Annotated in this window: 13 protein-coding genes, 1 tRNA gene and 1 other RNA gene; 13 read left to right on the top strand and 2 right to left on the bottom strand. The window is 51.7% G+C overall.

The window, feature by feature from the left end; translation table 11 throughout:
* The first annotated feature begins 161 nt into the window (after nucleotides 1-161).
* The 10 genes from eptB (at nucleotide 162) to OGV69_RS05585 (ending at nucleotide 9,999) form a co-directional block, all read left to right on the top strand.
* Entirely contained in the window at nucleotides 162-1,856 is a 1,695-nt protein-coding gene (gene eptB / locus OGV69_RS05630; RefSeq protein WP_038635149.1) for a kdo(2)-lipid A phosphoethanolamine 7''-transferase, read from the top strand.
* A 92-nt stretch (nucleotides 1,857-1,948) separates the two neighbouring features.
* Nucleotides 1,949-2,025: transfer RNA gene (locus tag OGV69_RS05625), tRNA-Pro, on the top strand.
* Nucleotides 2,026-2,056: 31 nt separating this feature from the next.
* Nucleotides 2,057-2,189, top strand: a non-coding RNA gene (locus tag OGV69_RS05620) — RtT sRNA.
* Nucleotides 2,190-2,768: 579 nt separating this feature from the next.
* Nucleotides 2,769-3,005 (top strand): hypothetical protein, encoded by a 237-nt coding sequence (locus OGV69_RS05615; RefSeq protein ID WP_162267364.1) that lies wholly within the window; start codon nucleotides 2,769-2,771, stop codon nucleotides 3,003-3,005.
* Nucleotides 2,920-4,527, top strand: a complete 1,608-nt coding sequence (gene dppA / locus OGV69_RS05610; protein WP_038635147.1) for a dipeptide ABC transporter periplasmic-binding protein DppA — start codon at nucleotides 2,920-2,922, stop codon at nucleotides 4,525-4,527. Before OGV69_RS05615 ends, dppA begins: the two co-directional genes overlap by 86 nt.
* Nucleotides 4,528-4,693: 166 nt before the next feature.
* The gene (dppB, locus tag OGV69_RS05605; protein WP_032940634.1) at nucleotides 4,694-5,713 is read left to right on the top strand and encodes a dipeptide ABC transporter permease DppB; all 1,020 of its coding nucleotides are present in this window, start codon (nucleotides 4,694-4,696) and stop codon (nucleotides 5,711-5,713) included.
* Nucleotides 5,714-5,722: 9 nt separating this feature from the next.
* Nucleotides 5,723-6,625 (top strand): dipeptide ABC transporter permease DppC, encoded by a 903-nt coding sequence (gene dppC / locus OGV69_RS05600; RefSeq protein WP_038635146.1) that lies wholly within the window; start codon nucleotides 5,723-5,725, stop codon nucleotides 6,623-6,625.
* Between the two features lie 10 nt (nucleotides 6,626-6,635).
* The gene (gene dppD / locus OGV69_RS05595) at nucleotides 6,636-7,619 is read left to right on the top strand and encodes a dipeptide ABC transporter ATP-binding protein (RefSeq protein ID WP_038635145.1); all 984 of its coding nucleotides are present in this window, start codon (nucleotides 6,636-6,638) and stop codon (nucleotides 7,617-7,619) included.
* Nucleotides 7,616-8,620 (top strand): dipeptide ABC transporter ATP-binding subunit DppF, encoded by a 1,005-nt coding sequence (dppF, locus tag OGV69_RS05590; RefSeq protein ID WP_038635143.1) that lies wholly within the window; start codon nucleotides 7,616-7,618, stop codon nucleotides 8,618-8,620. Before dppD ends, dppF begins: the two co-directional genes overlap by 4 nt.
* Nucleotides 8,621-8,796: 176 nt before the next feature.
* Nucleotides 8,797-9,999: a sigma-54 interaction domain-containing protein gene (locus tag OGV69_RS05585; protein WP_038635141.1), complete on the top strand. Its 1,203-nt coding sequence runs from the start codon at nucleotides 8,797-8,799 to the stop codon at nucleotides 9,997-9,999.
* Nucleotides 10,000-10,032: 33 nt separating this feature from the next.
* Here OGV69_RS05585 and OGV69_RS05580 read toward each other — a convergent pair whose 3' ends face one another.
* Nucleotides 10,033-11,331, bottom strand: coding sequence for an aromatic amino acid transport family protein (locus OGV69_RS05580; RefSeq protein WP_038635139.1), 1,299 nt, complete (start codon nucleotides 11,329-11,331; stop codon nucleotides 10,033-10,035).
* A 117-nt stretch (nucleotides 11,332-11,448) separates the two neighbouring features.
* Nucleotides 11,449-12,645 (bottom strand): methionine gamma-lyase, encoded by a 1,197-nt coding sequence (gene megL / locus OGV69_RS05575; protein ID WP_061380953.1) that lies wholly within the window; start codon nucleotides 12,643-12,645, stop codon nucleotides 11,449-11,451.
* Nucleotides 12,646-12,732: 87 nt separating this feature from the next.
* Here megL and OGV69_RS05570 point away from each other — a divergent pair, with 87 nt between their 5' ends.
* From OGV69_RS05570 to hmsP, 3 genes are all read left to right on the top strand, one after another.
* On the top strand, nucleotides 12,733-12,984 hold the full coding sequence (locus OGV69_RS05570) for a hypothetical protein (protein ID WP_141700237.1): 252 nt from the start codon (nucleotides 12,733-12,735) through the stop codon (nucleotides 12,982-12,984).
* An 85-nt stretch (nucleotides 12,985-13,069) separates the two neighbouring features.
* Nucleotides 13,070-13,177 (top strand): type I toxin-antitoxin system toxin Ldr family protein, encoded by a 108-nt coding sequence (locus tag OGV69_RS05565; RefSeq protein WP_038635136.1) that lies wholly within the window; start codon nucleotides 13,070-13,072, stop codon nucleotides 13,175-13,177.
* 225 nt (nucleotides 13,178-13,402) lie between these two features.
* The gene (gene hmsP, locus OGV69_RS05560) at nucleotides 13,403-15,409 is read left to right on the top strand and encodes a biofilm formation regulator HmsP (RefSeq protein WP_074458494.1); all 2,007 of its coding nucleotides are present in this window, start codon (nucleotides 13,403-13,405) and stop codon (nucleotides 15,407-15,409) included.
* The last annotated feature ends 153 nt before the right edge of the window (nucleotides 15,410-15,562 follow it).

The raw sequence follows: 15,562 nt of genomic DNA, 5'->3' as shown, positions 1-15,562 counted from the left end.
TATGCGTCATTTGCATTCTCTATAAGCACTTTTCTTCCCTCCTGTGGTCTACTTACCCGCGCCCGTAGATTTCACCTCTGCTGTTGTCGCATTTTTCCCCTGTTTGGTCTGTTTGGCCGCTGCACAGGGAGTTTTTATCCCGATCCCCAGGGTTTGTTTGCATGAGATACATTAAGTCGATGACGCAGCAGAAACTCAGTTTCTTGCTGGCAATCTATATCGGTTTGTTTATGAACTGTGCTGTATTTTTCCGTCGCTTTAGCGGATATGCGCACGAATTCACCGTCTGGAAAGGACTCTCTGCGGTTGTTGAATTAGCTGGCACTGTGCTGGTGACCTTCTTTTTATTACGTATTCTCTCTTTATTCGGCCGCCGGGCCTGGCGTGTGCTGGCAACCTTTGTGGTGCTGTGTTCTGCCGGCGCCAGCTATTATATGACCTTCCTGAACGTGGTAATTGGCTACGGTATTATTGCCTCCGTCATGACCACGGATATTGATTTATCTAAAGAAGTCGTCGGCTGGCATTTTATCGTGTGGCTGGTTTCAGTCAGTATTGTGCCGTTGGTTCTTATTTGGAGTAACCGCTGCCGCTATACGCTGATGAGACAGATTCGTACCCCGGGCATGAGATGGCGTAGCGTGGCGGTGGTGTTACTGGCTGGCCTGATGGTGTGGGTGCCGATTCGCCTGTTGAGCATGCAACAGAGAAGCGTTGAACGGGAAACCGGCATCGATCTACCCAGCTATGGCGGGGTTGTGGCGAACTCTTATTTGCCGTCAAACTGGCTCTCAGCGTTGGGCCTGTACGCCTGGGCGCAGGTGGATGAGTCTTCAGATAACAAATCGCTGATGAACCCGGCCAAAAAGTTTACCTATGTCGCGCCGAAGAACCTCGACGACACCTATGTGGTCTTTATTATCGGGGAAACGACCCGCTGGGATCATATGGGAATTTTTGGCTATGAGCGAAATACCACGCCAAGGCTCGCCCAGGAGAAAAATCTGGCCGCGTTCCGTGGATATTCTTGCGATACGGCAACCAAACTTTCTCTGCGCTGCATGTTTGTCCGTGAGGGGGGGGCGGAAGAAAATCCGCAGCGTACGCTGAAAGAACAAAACGTTTTCGCCGTGCTTACTCAGCTAGGGTTCAAGACAGATCTCTACGCAATGCAAAGCGAGATGTGGTTTTACAGTAATACCATGGCGGAGAATATCTCCTACCGTGAGCAGATCGGCGCTGAGCCGCGTAACCGTGGCAAAAACGTTGATGACATGCTGCTGATTCCCGAGATGCAGCAGTCTCTGCAGCAGAACGATGACGGTAGTAATCACTTGATTATTCTGCATACCAAAGGATCGCATTTTAACTATACACAGCGCTACACCCGTGAATATGCACAGTGGAAGCCGGAATGCGTCAATGTTGATAGCGGCTGCTCAAAAGCGGAGATGATCAACTCATTCGATAACTCGGTAACTTATGTTGATCACTTTATCACTCAAGTATTTGATCAACTGCGCGATAAGAAAGCGATAGTGTTCTACGCTGCCGATCACGGTGAGTCGATTAACGAGCGTGAGCACCTGCACGGGACGCCGCGTAAAATGGCGCCGCCTGAGCAGTTCCGCGTTCCTATGCTGGTGTGGATGTCTGACAAGTATCTGGAAGACCCCGATCATGCGAAGGCGTTCGCCCATCTGAAGCAAGAAGCGGATATGAAGGTGCCGCGTCGTCACGTGGAGCTGTACGACACTATTTTAGGTTGCCTTGGTTATACCTCGCCAAATGGCGGTATTAACGAGAATAACAACTGGTGCCGTATCCCGGACGCGAAGAAGGTTGCAGCCCAGTAACGGAGGCTGCTGACTTTCTCGCCGATCAAATGCCATTTTGATGCTAAGGGATTGACGGGCGCGCTGCTGAGCAGTAAGATGCGCCCCGCATTCGGTGATTGGCGCAGCCTGGTAGCGCACTTCGTTCGGGACGAAGGGGTCGGAGGTTCGAATCCTCTATCACCGACCAAATTTAAAACCCTGCTCAACGAGCAGGGTTTTTGCATTATGGCCCGTGAGGATGAGAACCTCCGGGGGCAAGAGGTTCGACTCGAGCGTAGCGAGAGAACGTTGCGCCAGCAACGGCCCGCAGGGCGAGCCACGCAGTGGCGAGTAATCCTCTATCACCGACCAAATTCAAAACCCTGCTCAACGAGCAGGGTTTTTTGCATTTGTAGGCCTGATAAGCGCAGCGCCATCAGGCAATATTGGAGATATTGCGGATGGCGGATGGACGCCTTATCCAGCCTACAGGCTCAGTTTCACCCCTGCGTGTATGGCGTTTCCAATCCCATCTTTGACCTTCATTTTGTCTACAAAAATTGTGCGCCACTTCCCACTGACTGTTAACGATTTTGTGACATATTCCATTGCCTTTTTTTATATTTGCATGAAACTTTTTTTGCGCTACTTATGGCTGAACCTGGCATTTTCCGCTGTGCGTTTTAACGTTCATGGTATTAATCGCTCAGATATGCAGCATTAATTTAGAAAGTTTTAAGAATTTGCATAAATGTTAATCACCAAATGTTGCGAAATATTAAGATATTTATTCTGGCACAGAGCGCGTAGCACAAATTTCCCTGCTGAAAATAGCCGTCTGCACTTTTTTTAATCTTTGTTTGTCAATTCTCACCGTTGGTGTAAATCACGGTTACCTGTATTGACGTTTTCACATTCTGTTGACAGATTGTAGGGCATGAGGGGCATTTCATGGAGAATCCGCACTGCAACTCAGTCGCTTATGTGAACGGAATCCCCATCCTCTTAACGCCGACCCGGCCGGGTAAAAAACAAAAAAGGCCAGGCGGTGCAAACCCACTGCAAAGGGTAAAACAACAAACATCACATTTGGAGCAGAAGAATGAGTATTTCCTTGAAGAAGTCAGGGATGCTGAAGCTTGGTCTGAGCCTGGTGGCCATGACCGTCGCAGCAAGCGTACAGGCTAAAACTCTGGTTTATTGTTCAGAAGGATCTCCTGAAGGCTTTAACCCGCAGCTTTTCACCTCTGGCACCACCTATGATGCCAGCTCCGTACCGATCTATAACCGCCTGGTTGAATTCAAAATCGGTACCACCGAAGTGATCCCGGGCCTTGCTGAGAAGTGGGAAATCAGCGAAGACGGTAAAACCTACACCTTCCACCTGCGCCAGGGCGTGAAGTGGCAGGACAATAAAGATTTCAAACCGACGCGCGATTTTAACGCCGATGACGTGGTGTTCTCGTTCGATCGTCAGAAAAATGCCCAGAACCCGTACCACAAAGTCTCTGGCGGCAGTTATGAATACTTCGAAGGGATGGGTCTGCCAGATCTGATCTCCGAAGTGAAAAAAGTGGACGATAAAACTGTTCAGTTCGTACTGACGCGTCCGGAAGCACCGTTCCTGGCCGATCTGGCGATGGACTTCGCTTCTATTCTTTCTAAAGAATATGCAGACAACATGCTGAAAGCCGGTTCCCCGGAGAAAGTAGACCTCAACCCAATTGGTACCGGTCCGTTCCAGCTGCAGCAATACCAGAAAGACTCCCGTATTCTGTATAAAGCTTTCCCGGGCTACTGGGGTACTAAGCCGCAGATCGACCGTCTGGTCTTCTCTATTACGCCTGATGCTTCCGTACGTTACGCCAAACTGCAGAAGAATGAGTGCCAGGTGATGCCGTATCCGAACCCGGCAGACATCGCGCGCATGAAGCAGGATAAAAACATCAACCTGATGGAGCAGGCTGGTCTGAACGTGGGCTACCTCTCTTACAACACCGAGAAGAAACCGTTTGATGACGTCAAAGTTCGTCAGGCGCTGACTTACGCGGTAAACAAAGAAGCGATCATCAAAGCCGTTTATCAGGGCGCTGGCGTGGCCGCGAAGAACCTGATCCCACCGACCATGTGGGGCTATAACGATGACATTAAAGACTACAGTTACGATCCTGAGAAAGCGAAAGCGCTGCTAAAAGAAGCCGGTCAGGACAAAGGCTTTACCGTTGAGCTGTGGGCAATGCCGGTACAGCGTCCGTACAACCCGAACGCACGCCGTATGGCGGAGATGGTTCAGGCTGACTGGGCGAAAATTGGCGTTCAGGCCAAGATTGTGACCTACGAGTGGGGCGAGTATCTGAAACGCGCCAAAGCGGGTGAACATCAGGCCGTCATGATGGGCTGGACCGGTGACAACGGGGATCCGGATAACTTCTTCGCCACCCTGTTCAGCTGTGCGGCTGCGAAAGATGGTTCCAACTACTCTCGCTGGTGCTACAAGCCGTTTGAAGACTTGATCCAGCCGGCGCGTGCCACCGACGACCACAACAAGCGTATCGAACTGTACAAACAAGCTCAGGTTGTTATGCACGATCAGGCTCCGGCTCTGATTGTTGCTCACTCCACCGTGTACGAGCCAGTGCGTAAAGAAGTTAAAGGCTATGTGGTTGATCCATTAGGCAAACATCACTTCGAAAACGTCTCTGTCGAATAATTAAAAGCAATCAAGGAAGCGCTGCGCCCCGGTGTTGTGTAGGCCGGATAAGCGCAGCGCCATCCGGCGTAATGCTTTACCCGCGATGCAGTTTGCGTGGGATAAGATTTGTGAGCAATACAGACTCACGGTTCCAGGCCGTGCGTCATTAGAGAGAATCCGGGTTATGTTGCAGTTCATTCTCCGACGTTTGGGACTCGTCATCCCCACGTTTATCGGTATCACTCTTCTCACTTTTGCCTTCGTCCATATGATCCCCGGCGATCCGGTAATGATCATGGCGGGTGAGCGTGGGATCTCCCCTGAGCGTCATGCTCAACTGCTGGCCGAACTTGGTTTGGATAAACCGATGTGGCAGCAGTACCTCCATTATATCTGGGGGGTTATGCATGGTGACTTAGGTATCTCGCTGAAAAGCCGTTTACCTGTGTGGGATGAGTTCGTGCCTCGTTTTAAAGCCACGCTGGAACTCGGCGTCTGCGCGATGATTTTCGCCGTCGCGGTAGGTATTCCGGTGGGGGTACTTGCTGCCGTGAAGCGCGGCTCCATTTTCGATCACACCGCCGTTGGCCTGGCGCTGACCGGTTACTCTATGCCGATTTTCTGGTGGGGCATGATGCTGATCATGCTGGTTTCCGTGCAGTTAAACCTGACCCCGGTTTCCGGCCGGGTGAGCGACATGGTATTCCTTGATGACTCCAACCCGCTGACCGGTTTTATGCTGATAGATACCGCTATCTGGGGCGAAGAGGGTAACTTTATTGATGCGCTGGCGCATATGATCCTGCCGGCGATGGTGCTGGGTACCATTCCTCTGGCGGTAATTGTGCGTATGACCCGTTCATCAATGCTGGAAGTACTGGGTGAAGATTACATTCGTACCGCCCGTGCCAAAGGTCTGACCCGGATGCGCGTCATCATTATTCACGCTTTGCGTAACGCCATGCTGCCCGTCGTGACCGTTATCGGCCTGCAGGTTGGGACATTGCTTGCCGGGGCGATCCTGACCGAGACTATCTTCTCATGGCCTGGGCTGGGACGCTGGCTGATCGATGCGCTACAGCGCCGCGATTATCCGGTGGTGCAGGGCGGGGTGTTACTGGTCGCGACGATGATTATTCTCGTCAACCTGCTGGTAGACCTACTGTACGGCGTGGTGAACCCGCGTATTCGTCATAAGAAGTAAGGGGCCATCATGTCACAGGTTACTGAAAATAAAGTTATTGCCGCACCGGTGCCAATGACCCCGATGCAGGAGTTCTGGCACTATTTCAAGCGTAATAAAGGCGCGGTTGTCGGGCTGGTTTATGTTGTCATCATGATTCTGATTGCGGTCTTTGCGAATGTTCTCGCCCCGTATAATCCGGCTGAGCAGTTCCGTGATGCGCTGCTGGCGCCGCCTGCATGGCAGGAAGGCGGCACGATGGCGCACCTGTTTGGTACTGACGATGTGGGCCGCGATGTGCTCTCGCGTCTGATGTACGGCGCGCGTCTGTCGCTGTTGGTCGGCTGTCTGGTCGTGGTGCTCTCCCTGCTGATGGGCGTAATTCTCGGGCTGGTCGCCGGTTATTTTGGCGGGATTATCGATAACGTCATCATGCGCGTGGTCGATATCATGCTGGCGCTGCCGAGCCTGTTACTGGCGCTGGTGCTGGTGGCGGTATTTGGTCCTTCGATTGGCAACGCCGCCTTGGCGCTGACGTTCGTGGCGTTACCGCACTATGTGCGTCTGACGCGCGCCGCTGTGCTGGTGGAAGTCAACCGCGACTACGTTACCGCTTCGCGCGTGGCGGGTGCCGGTGCGATGCGCCAGATGTTCGTCAATATTTTGCCTAACTGTCTTGCGCCGCTGATTGTTCAGGCATCGCTTGGTTTCTCTAACGCCATTCTCGATATGGCTGCCCTCGGCTTTCTGGGGATGGGCGCACAGCCGCCTACGCCGGAATGGGGCACCATGCTCTCTGACGTTCTGCAGTTTGCCCAAAGCGCCTGGTGGGTCGTGACCTTCCCGGGGCTGGCGATCCTGCTGACGGTGCTGGCATTTAACCTGATGGGTGACGGTCTGCGTGACGCGCTCGATCCCAAACTGAAGCAGTAAGAGGTTCGAGATGGCGTTATTAAATGTAGATAAATTATCGGTGCACTTCGGCGACGTAGGCGCCGAGTTCCGCGCCGTAGACCGCATTAGCTACAGTGTGAACCAGGGGGAAGTGGTTGGCATTGTGGGTGAATCCGGCTCTGGTAAGTCTGTCAGTTCGCTGGCGATTATGGGGTTGATTGACTACCCTGGCCGCGTGATGGCCGAAAATCTGGAGTTTAACGGTCGTGACCTGAAGCGCATCTCTGAGAAAGAGCGTCGTCAGTTAGTCGGTGCAGAAGTGGCGATGATTTTCCAGGATCCGATGACCAGCCTTAACCCGTGCTACACCGTCGGCTATCAGATTATGGAAGCCATCAAAGTGCATCAGGGCGGCAATAAAAAAACGCGCGTTCAGCGGGCGATTGACCTGCTGACGTTGGTGGGGATCCCCGATCCGGCCTCGCGTCTGGACGTGTATCCGCACCAGTTGTCCGGTGGGATGAGCCAGCGCGTGATGATCGCGATGGCGATTGCCTGTCGTCCGAAGCTGCTGATTGCCGACGAACCGACGACGGCGCTGGACGTGACCATTCAGGCGCAGATCATTGAGCTGCTGCTGGAGTTGCAGCAAAAAGAGAATATGGCGCTGGTTTTGATTACCCACGACCTGGCGCTGGTGGCGGAAGCGGCACATAAAATCATCGTAATGTACGCCGGGCAGGTCGTGGAAACAGGCGCTGCGCAGGATATTTTCCGCGCGCCGCGTCATCCTTATACCCAGGCACTGCTACGTGCGCTACCGGAGTTTGCGCAGGATAAAGCGCGTCTGGCTTCGTTGCCAGGTGTGGTCCCAGGTAAGTATGACCGTCCGAACGGCTGTTTGCTGAACCCGCGCTGTCCGTATGCAACCGACAAATGCCGCGCTGAAGAACCTGAACTGAATCTGCTGGAAGGCGGTCGTCAGTCGAAATGCCACTACCCACTTGATGATGCCGGGAGGCCCACACTATGAGTACGCATGAGGCCACCTTGCAACAGCCGCTGTTGCAGGCGATCGATCTGAAAAAACACTACCCGGTAAAGAAGGGATTATTTTCCCCTGAGCGCCTGGTGAAGGCGCTGGACGGCGTCTCCTTTACTCTTGAACGCGGTAAAACGCTGGCGGTAGTAGGCGAGTCTGGCTGTGGAAAATCCACGCTTGGCCGTCTGTTGACGATGATTGAAGTTCCAACTGGCGGTGAGCTGTATTACCAGGGGCAGGATCTGCTCAAGCACGATCCGCAAGCGCAGAAGTTGCGTCGGCAGAAAATCCAGATTGTGTTCCAGAACCCGTACGGTTCTCTGAATCCGCGTAAGAAAGTGGGGCAGATTCTGGAAGAGCCGTTGCTGATCAACTCCACGCTCAGCAAAGAGCAGCGGCGTGAAAAAGCGCTGGCGATGATGGCGAAAGTGGGGCTAAAAACTGAGCACTACGATCGTTACCCGCATATGTTCTCCGGCGGCCAGCGTCAGCGTATCGCCATTGCCCGGGGTCTGATGCTGGACCCGGACGTGGTGATAGCCGACGAACCGGTCTCGGCGCTCGACGTTTCAGTGCGTGCGCAGGTCCTGAATCTGATGATGGATTTACAACAGGATCTTGGACTGTCCTACGTTTTTATCTCGCACGACCTGTCGGTGGTGGAGCACATTGCCGATGAAGTGATGGTGATGTATTTAGGCCGCTGTGTGGAAAAAGGGACTAAGGATCAGATCTTCAATAATCCGCGTCATCCGTATACCCAGGCGCTACTTTCAGCCACGCCACGTCTGAACCCGGACGACCGCCGCGAACGTATCAAGCTGACCGGAGAGCTGCCGAGCCCGCTGAATCCGCCGCCGGGCTGCGCGTTCAACGCCCGCTGCCGCCGTCGTTTTGGTCCGTGTACCCAGCTTCAGCCGCAGTTGAAAGATTATGGCGGTCAACTGGTGGCCTGTTTCGCCGTGGACCAGGATGAAAACCCACAGCGATAAACGTGGGTTATAACCTAATAACCGGAGCCTTGTGCTCCGGTTTTTTTATATTTTGTTTTTACGTCCACAATGTGAGTCCTCTGGCAGAACATTATTCCATAGCGTCTAAAATGTAGTCAGATACCCTTTTGTCACAGAAATAGCGATTTCGCAGTTGCTAACGATCAGGAGCAAATGTGGTCACGATACGCTGGGATATTAAAACAATTGATCGACTATCGATGGTTGAGGATGTCCTGAAGGAATTTTCCTGCTGTGATATCAATATCATCTCAATGAAAGTCACACCGGGACGGATCCTGATTAAATCCTGGTGCCGTCAGCTGCAGGATATTTCCTGCGTGCAAACGTGTTTGAGCCAGCGAGCCGATATTATTAATGTCGCTTACCTGTGTGAAGAGATAAGCGAACTGTCAACGTCCGAGCCGGAACGCCCGCGCTATTTCTCTGACATTATTTGCACTAGCCAGAGCATGCGCTTGCTTATCGAAAAGGCGATCAGAATTGCCGACAGCAAATATACCGTTCTGATCCGCGGTGACACGGGAACCGGCAAGGAGCTACTGGCCCGGGCTATCCATAATTCCGGGAAGCGGCGCTTTTATCCGTTTATTCCGGTCAACTGCTCTGCATTGCCTGAGTCGCTGATGGAAAGTGAATTCTTTGGCTATGAGAAAGGAGCCTTTAGCGGCGCAGATTGTAAAGGCAAAAAAGGGCTGTTTGAAATGGCCGATAAAGGCACCCTTTTTCTTGATGAGTTTGGTGAAATGTCGCTGAGCTTACAGGCTAAATTACTGCGCGTGCTTCAGGATGGTGGGATTCGTCGCGTTGGCGGCGCACAAATTATACCGGTTAATGTACGTATTATTGTGGCAACCAACGCTAATCTGGAAGAGATGGTGGAACAACGTCTGTTGCGCGCCGATCTCTATTATCGCATCAACGTACTTTCACTCACCATTCCTCCCTTACGGGAGCGCCCGCAGGATATTAGTCTGCTTATTCGCCACTTTGTGCAGAAGTATGCGAAGGAGTTCCAGCGCCGGATAATCCTGGATAAAGCCTGTTTTGCGGCCTTGCATCATCACGCCTGGCCGGGAAACGTTCGTGAACTGGAAAATACCATTATTCGTCTGATGCTGATGGCGGAATCGGATGTCATTACCCTGGACGAACTGGGAATGGTGAATTTACCTGCGGTTGAACAAGCCCCAACGGAACGCCCTTTTAAAGAACAAGTGCTTAGTGCTGAGCGCCAGCTCATCGAACAAATGGTAGAAGATAATGTGTCGTCGCGGCATATCGCTAAAGCGTTGGGGGTGTCGCATACCACGGTGTTGAATAAAATTCGCAGCTATCAGTTGGAGAGTGTGAGTTAAGCGCCGCCAGTGGCTGACGGCGCGTTAGACGGGTTATTCAATCAGCTTCAATAATGGCGACAGGCACAGCAGAATTCCGTACAGCAGAATCAGCCAGGTTTTAACACCGCGCAATTTCTCTAACTGCGTCACTTTATAGATCAGGAAAAATGGAATAATACACGACACAATCCCGTACAGTGGGCTCCCCAACTGGAAGAATACCAGCACCGATACGCGGAACGACACCCAAATAACCAGAGTAATCACAATAAATGTGCAAATACCCAGCGTGAGCACCAGCGGATTAATTTTCTCAACGTCAATGACGCGACTCAGGATGTTAAGAATAATACCCTTAATGGCCTCATGGAATCCCAGGTAAATACCAAAAAACGCCGTTAATACGGCGAAGATATTCAGTACCGTTGAGGTGATATGAATAATTTGTCCTGGAATAACTTGCGCTGCCAGCGCCAGGGCGGAAATATTTTGCTCAAAGGCCGAAACGGCCTCTTCATGGCTAATAGAAAAGGTAAAAGAGAAGGAGAAAAACAGAATAACCGCAATCAGCGTAATGTAACTGATGCGATGCGTGCGTATCGCCATGCGCGTCGCCAGTACCCGGTCTGCCACCCGTTTGCGATAAGCGATGTTCATTGGGTTTAATACCTGAATAAACACCGCTGAGAAGAAGCAGAACGGGATGGTCAACAGCACGTTGCGAAAGAAAACCGAGGCTTCAGGAAACGCGCTGATATTGCTAAAGTTCCAGTGCGGGATCATCGCAAAACCAAACACGATGATGATACCCACTTTTACTACTACCATCGGACCGGAGATTTTGAACAGCAGCTTTTCTCCCCCGGATGCAATGGCGACCAGCACGGCAAAAATGGCTACTTTGTAGATTATTGACTGCGAAAGGTCGGCCTCGGTCAAGCCAAAAGTTTTGATATAAGAGGCACTGTCAAATACTACTGATAGGGAATAAATAAATATGCCGTGAATAATCATCAGGAAATAGATGACGCCAAGAAATACGCCCCAGTTTTTCCCCAAATAATGACTTATAATATCAGTATAGTCATTACAGGTTTCACTCTCTGATAATGTTTTTAAATAAATGTCCTGCACAATATAAGTTGCGGGATAAGCAATAATAAAGGCGACAATAAATACCCAAATACCTGTTAAGCCAATTTGTACCGGCATCAGTACCGTTCCGGCGCCAATTGCCATGCCGATACAGAGTAATACCCAGCCAAAATCGTATTTCGTAAACGGTATCTTTTTTGAGATTGGTACGGCGGTTGCTGTATTGTTGCTTAATTGTAATGTGTTGTCCTGCATAGAACCCCCTGCCCAAAATACACGCTCTCCCCGGAAAAGGATTGCGCGTATAGCCAGACTGTTGTGCCTTGATTCTCAACAGTCTGAACCGATCGGCGTCGGTTCAGACTGTAGTGGTCAGAATGTTGCCTTTCTGATGGCGTGTTCAAGGTCGTTAATAATATCTTCTGGATCTTCAAGACCCACAGAAAGACGGATAAGCCCGTCGGTAATACCTGCTTTAAGCCGTTCCTCTGGCGCAACGGGCGAATGTGTCATAGACGCTGGGTGCTGAATGAGGGTTTCGGTATCACCGAGACTGACCGCGAGGAGGCACAATTCTACAGAATTGATCATCCGTCTGCCAGCCTCGAGGCCGCCGGCGATTTCGAAGCTGATAATTCCTCCTGGCAGACTCATCTGCCGTTGGCCCAGCTCATACTGCGGATGTGAAGAGAGGCCGGGATAATAAACGTGGGTGATGGATGGATGCCCTTCCAGGAAACGGGCGATTTTCATCGCATTTTCGCAGTGTCGTTCCATTCGAATGCCCAGTGTTTTAACGCCGCGCAGCGTTAACCAGGCGTTGAACGGACTCATGCAGCCGCCGGTGATATCTTTCAGCCCCACAAACCGCGCCTGGTCAATAAACTCCTGCTTGCCGACGATAATGCCGCCAATCACATCCCCGTGGCCGTTGATATATTTGGTGACGCTGTGCACCACGATGTCTGCGCCCAGTTGCAAAGGCTGCTGGCAGTACGGCGACATAAAGGTGTTATCCACCACCAGCACTGCGCCTTGCTGATGGGCAATGCCGGCCACCGTTTCAATATCAACCAATGAGAGCGTCGGGTTGGCGGGCGTTTCGATATACACCACTTTGGTTTCCGGGCGCATGGCGGCGCGAATTTCTTCAGGATTCGCCGCATCGACAAAGCTGACGTTAATCCCGAACTTCGGCATGCTGTGCGACAGAAACGCGTGGGTGCAGCCGTAAATTGCGCTGGCGGAAACGATATGGTCACCCTGCTGGCACAATGTCAGCAGCGTTGTGGTGATGGCAGAAATACCGGACGCGGTTGCCAGTCCGGCTTCACCTCTTTCCAGCACCGCCAGCTTTTTCTCCAGCGCATCGGTAGTGGGGTTACCCAAACGAGTATAAATATACCCGGACTCCTCAAGCGCAAAGCGGGCGGCACCTTGTTCGGCGCTGTCAAATACAAACGTTGAAGTCTGGAAAATAGGCGTACTGAGCGCGCCAGTTGAAGGATCGGGTTGTTGCCCTGCGTGAACGATCTGGGTGTTGAATCCGTAAGTACGACAGTCAGACATGATATCTCCTTTAATTCGGAACAGAACAGCTCACACTCAAATAGCAATCGCTGTGCCAGAAATTGAATTAATAGATATCAATGAGTTATGTATTTACCTGGATTAATAGTCGGCAGGAATGTTGCCAACTGGCAAGAATCTTTCCAGCGTACTGGCGAGAAACGGGTGAAATGCGAGGCGCTACGCAGAGCGGAATATTGCGCGGTGATATGGCGAAAGGGCTACCGTAGAATCAGCGGCAAGCCGGGAATTACCGGTGAGGCGCAATGTTGCGGGGGCTTGATCCCCGGCGGCATCGGTTGCTGGAAAGAGAAAACCCCCGCACGTTGTTCAGTATAAACCTGGCAACAAAACGGGGGCTAACTTGACTCCAGACAAGTTAAGGATAGCCGCGAACAGTTGCCATTGCAACACAGGCGGCTATATGACGCTCGTACAGTTAGGCGTGGCCTTCTGGCACGATTTAGCGGCTCCAATCATCGCTGGTATTATTGCCAGTCTGATTGTGAGCTGGCTACGTAACAGGAAGTAATGCGCTTAGTGGGCGTCTGCCTGCCGTGATGGCAATATGCGCCCGAACCAGGCCGCAGGGGTGACCTTGCGGCCTTTTTCGGCTTAAATGCAGATAAATCTCGTCGTCAGGTGCCTATCCTGTCGCGATAATGCACGCTGGGAAGTTTTCAGATACCGTCTCTCTTAATACCGCTACGATCGGGTATACTCTGACGGCAGTTTCGTCTATCCGTGGAGAGTCAGTTTGCGTGTCAGTCGCTCGTTAACAATTAAGCAGATGGCAATGGTCGCGGCCGTTGTCATGGTGTTTGTTTTCATTTTTTGCACCGTTTTGTTGTTCCATCTGGTACAGCAGAACCGCTATAACACGGCTACACAACTGGAAAGTATCGCTCGCTCCATCCGTGAACCTCTTTCCGACACTATCCTGAAAGGGGATATTCCCGAAGCGGAAGCCATTTTACGCAGCATTCGGCCAGCGGGCGTGGTCAGTCGCGCTGATGTGGTGCTGCCTAATCAGTTTCAGGCGCTGCGGATGAGCTTTATTCCCGAACGCCCGGTTCCCGTTACGGTGACCCGCCTGTTTGAGCTTCCGGTGCAAATTTCGCTGCCGGTCTATTCACTTGAGCGCTCAGCGAACCCACAGCCGCTGGCGTATCTGGTGCTGCAGGCGGATTCGTACCGCATGTACAAGTTTGTGATGAGCACGCTCTCAACGTTAGTGACCATTTACTTACTTTTATCGTTAATACTCACGGTAGCCATCTCATGGTGTATTAACCGTTTGATTGTGCACCCATTGCGCAAAATCGCTCGCGAGCTGAACGACATTCAACAGCAGGATCTGATTGGCTATCAACTGGCATTACCACGTCTGCATCAGGATGATGAGATTGGTATGCTGGTGCGTAGCTACAACCTCAATCAGCAGCTCATCAAACGCCATAGCGAAGAGCAAAGCGACCATTCGATGCGCTTCCCGGTTTCCGAATTGCCCAATAAGTCGTTTTTAATGGGATTGCTGGAGCAGGTGGTGACGCGTCAGCAAACGACGGCGCTGATGATTGTCACCTGTGAAACCCTGCGTGATACCGCGGGCGTGTTAACCGAAACTCAGCGAGAAATCTTGCTGCTGACGTTAGTCGAAAAACTAAAATCGGTATTGGCCCCCAGAATGGTGCTTACCCAGGTGAGCGGCTATGACTTCGCCATCATCGCGCATGGTGTAAAAGAGCCCTGGCATGCCATTACACTAGGTCAGCAAGTACTCACTATCGTTAATGAGCGGTTACCGATTCAGGGCATTCAACTACGTCCGAACTGCAACATCGGGGTGGCGATGTTTTATGGTGATTTAACTGCAGAGCAGCTCTACCGCCGCGCCCTGTCCGCCGTGTTAACGTCGCGTCATAAAGGTAAAAACCAAATTCAGTTCTTTGATCCGTTGCAGATGGAAGAGGCGCAGCAGCGTTTAACCCAGGAGAACGATATTTTAACCGCCATGGATAACCAGCAGTTTGCGCTCTGGATGCAGCCCCAGGTAGAAATGTCCAGCGGCAAGGTATTGAGCGCAGAAGCATTATTGCGAATGCAACAGCCGGACGGTAGCTGGGAGCTGCCAGAAGGGTTAATCGACAGAATTGAGTCTTGTGGTCTGATGGTGACCGTCGGTTATTGGGTGCTGGAAGAAACATGCCGCCAGCTGTCAGCCTGGCAAGAACGCGGTCTGATGCTGCCGCTCTCGGTGAATTTATCCGCTCTCCAGTTGATGCACCCCAATATGGTGTCTGATCTGCTGGAGTTGTTAACGCGCTATCGCATTAAGCCTGGCACATTAATTCTGGAAGTGACTGAAAGCCGACATATTGACGATCCCAATGCCGCGGTGGCCATTTTGCGACCGCTGCGCAACGCGGGCGTGCGCATCGCGCTGGACGATTTTGGCATGGGGTATGCGGGTCTGCGACAGCTACAGCATATGAAGTCGCTACCGGTGGATGTACTCAAAATCGATAAGATGTTTGTCGATGGCGTGCCCGAAGATTGCAGCATGATCTCCGCCATCATTCAATTGGCACACAGTCTCAACTTGCAGATGATCGCCGAAGGCGTTGAAACGGAAGCGCAACGCGAATGGTTATCACAAGCAGGGGTGGAAGTGGCGCAAGGCTTCCTGTTTGCCCGACCAGTTCCGGTAAATATCTTTGAAGAACGCTATCTGGCACCGGAAGGCGCTGATTACAAAAGTTAAAAAAGGTCTCGCTTGTGCGAGCCAGCTCAAAATTTTTAACATTTTTGTATCAATTATGTTCCAGGTGCATTTCTGTCATGTTGAGTGGGTGTTACTTTAAGGCCGCAGGTTAAACAAAACCTTACAAGACCTGTGGTTTTTACTTTAAGGACA

The organism is Citrobacter sp. Cc139 (genome assembly GCF_030334645.1).
Taxonomy (GTDB): Bacteria; Pseudomonadota; Gammaproteobacteria; order Enterobacterales; family Enterobacteriaceae; genus Citrobacter; species Citrobacter werkmanii.
Note: the sequence above shows the minus strand (reverse complement) of the source record. Positions and strands in the feature narration are given on the sequence as shown.

Coding starts and splice junctions, on each gene's coding strand:
- eptB (WP_038635149.1), top strand. CDS start 162: ATGAGATACATTAAGTCGATGACGCAGCAGAAACTCAGTTTCTTGCTG.
- OGV69_RS05615 (WP_162267364.1), top strand. CDS start 2,769: ATGGAGAATCCGCACTGCAACTCAGTCGCTTATGTGAACGGAATCCCC.
- dppA (WP_038635147.1), top strand. CDS start 2,920: ATGAGTATTTCCTTGAAGAAGTCAGGGATGCTGAAGCTTGGTCTGAGC.
- dppB (WP_032940634.1), top strand. CDS start 4,694: ATGTTGCAGTTCATTCTCCGACGTTTGGGACTCGTCATCCCCACGTTT.
- dppC (WP_038635146.1), top strand. CDS start 5,723: ATGTCACAGGTTACTGAAAATAAAGTTATTGCCGCACCGGTGCCAATG.
- dppD (WP_038635145.1), top strand. CDS start 6,636: ATGGCGTTATTAAATGTAGATAAATTATCGGTGCACTTCGGCGACGTA.
- dppF (WP_038635143.1), top strand. CDS start 7,616: ATGAGTACGCATGAGGCCACCTTGCAACAGCCGCTGTTGCAGGCGATC.
- OGV69_RS05580 (WP_038635139.1), bottom strand. CDS start 11,331: ATGCAGGACAACACATTACAATTAAGCAACAATACAGCAACCGCCGTA.
- megL (WP_061380953.1), bottom strand. CDS start 12,645: ATGTCTGACTGTCGTACTTACGGATTCAACACCCAGATCGTTCACGCA.
- OGV69_RS05570 (WP_141700237.1), top strand. CDS start 12,733: ATGTATTTACCTGGATTAATAGTCGGCAGGAATGTTGCCAACTGGCAA.
- OGV69_RS05565 (WP_038635136.1), top strand. CDS start 13,070: ATGACGCTCGTACAGTTAGGCGTGGCCTTCTGGCACGATTTAGCGGCT.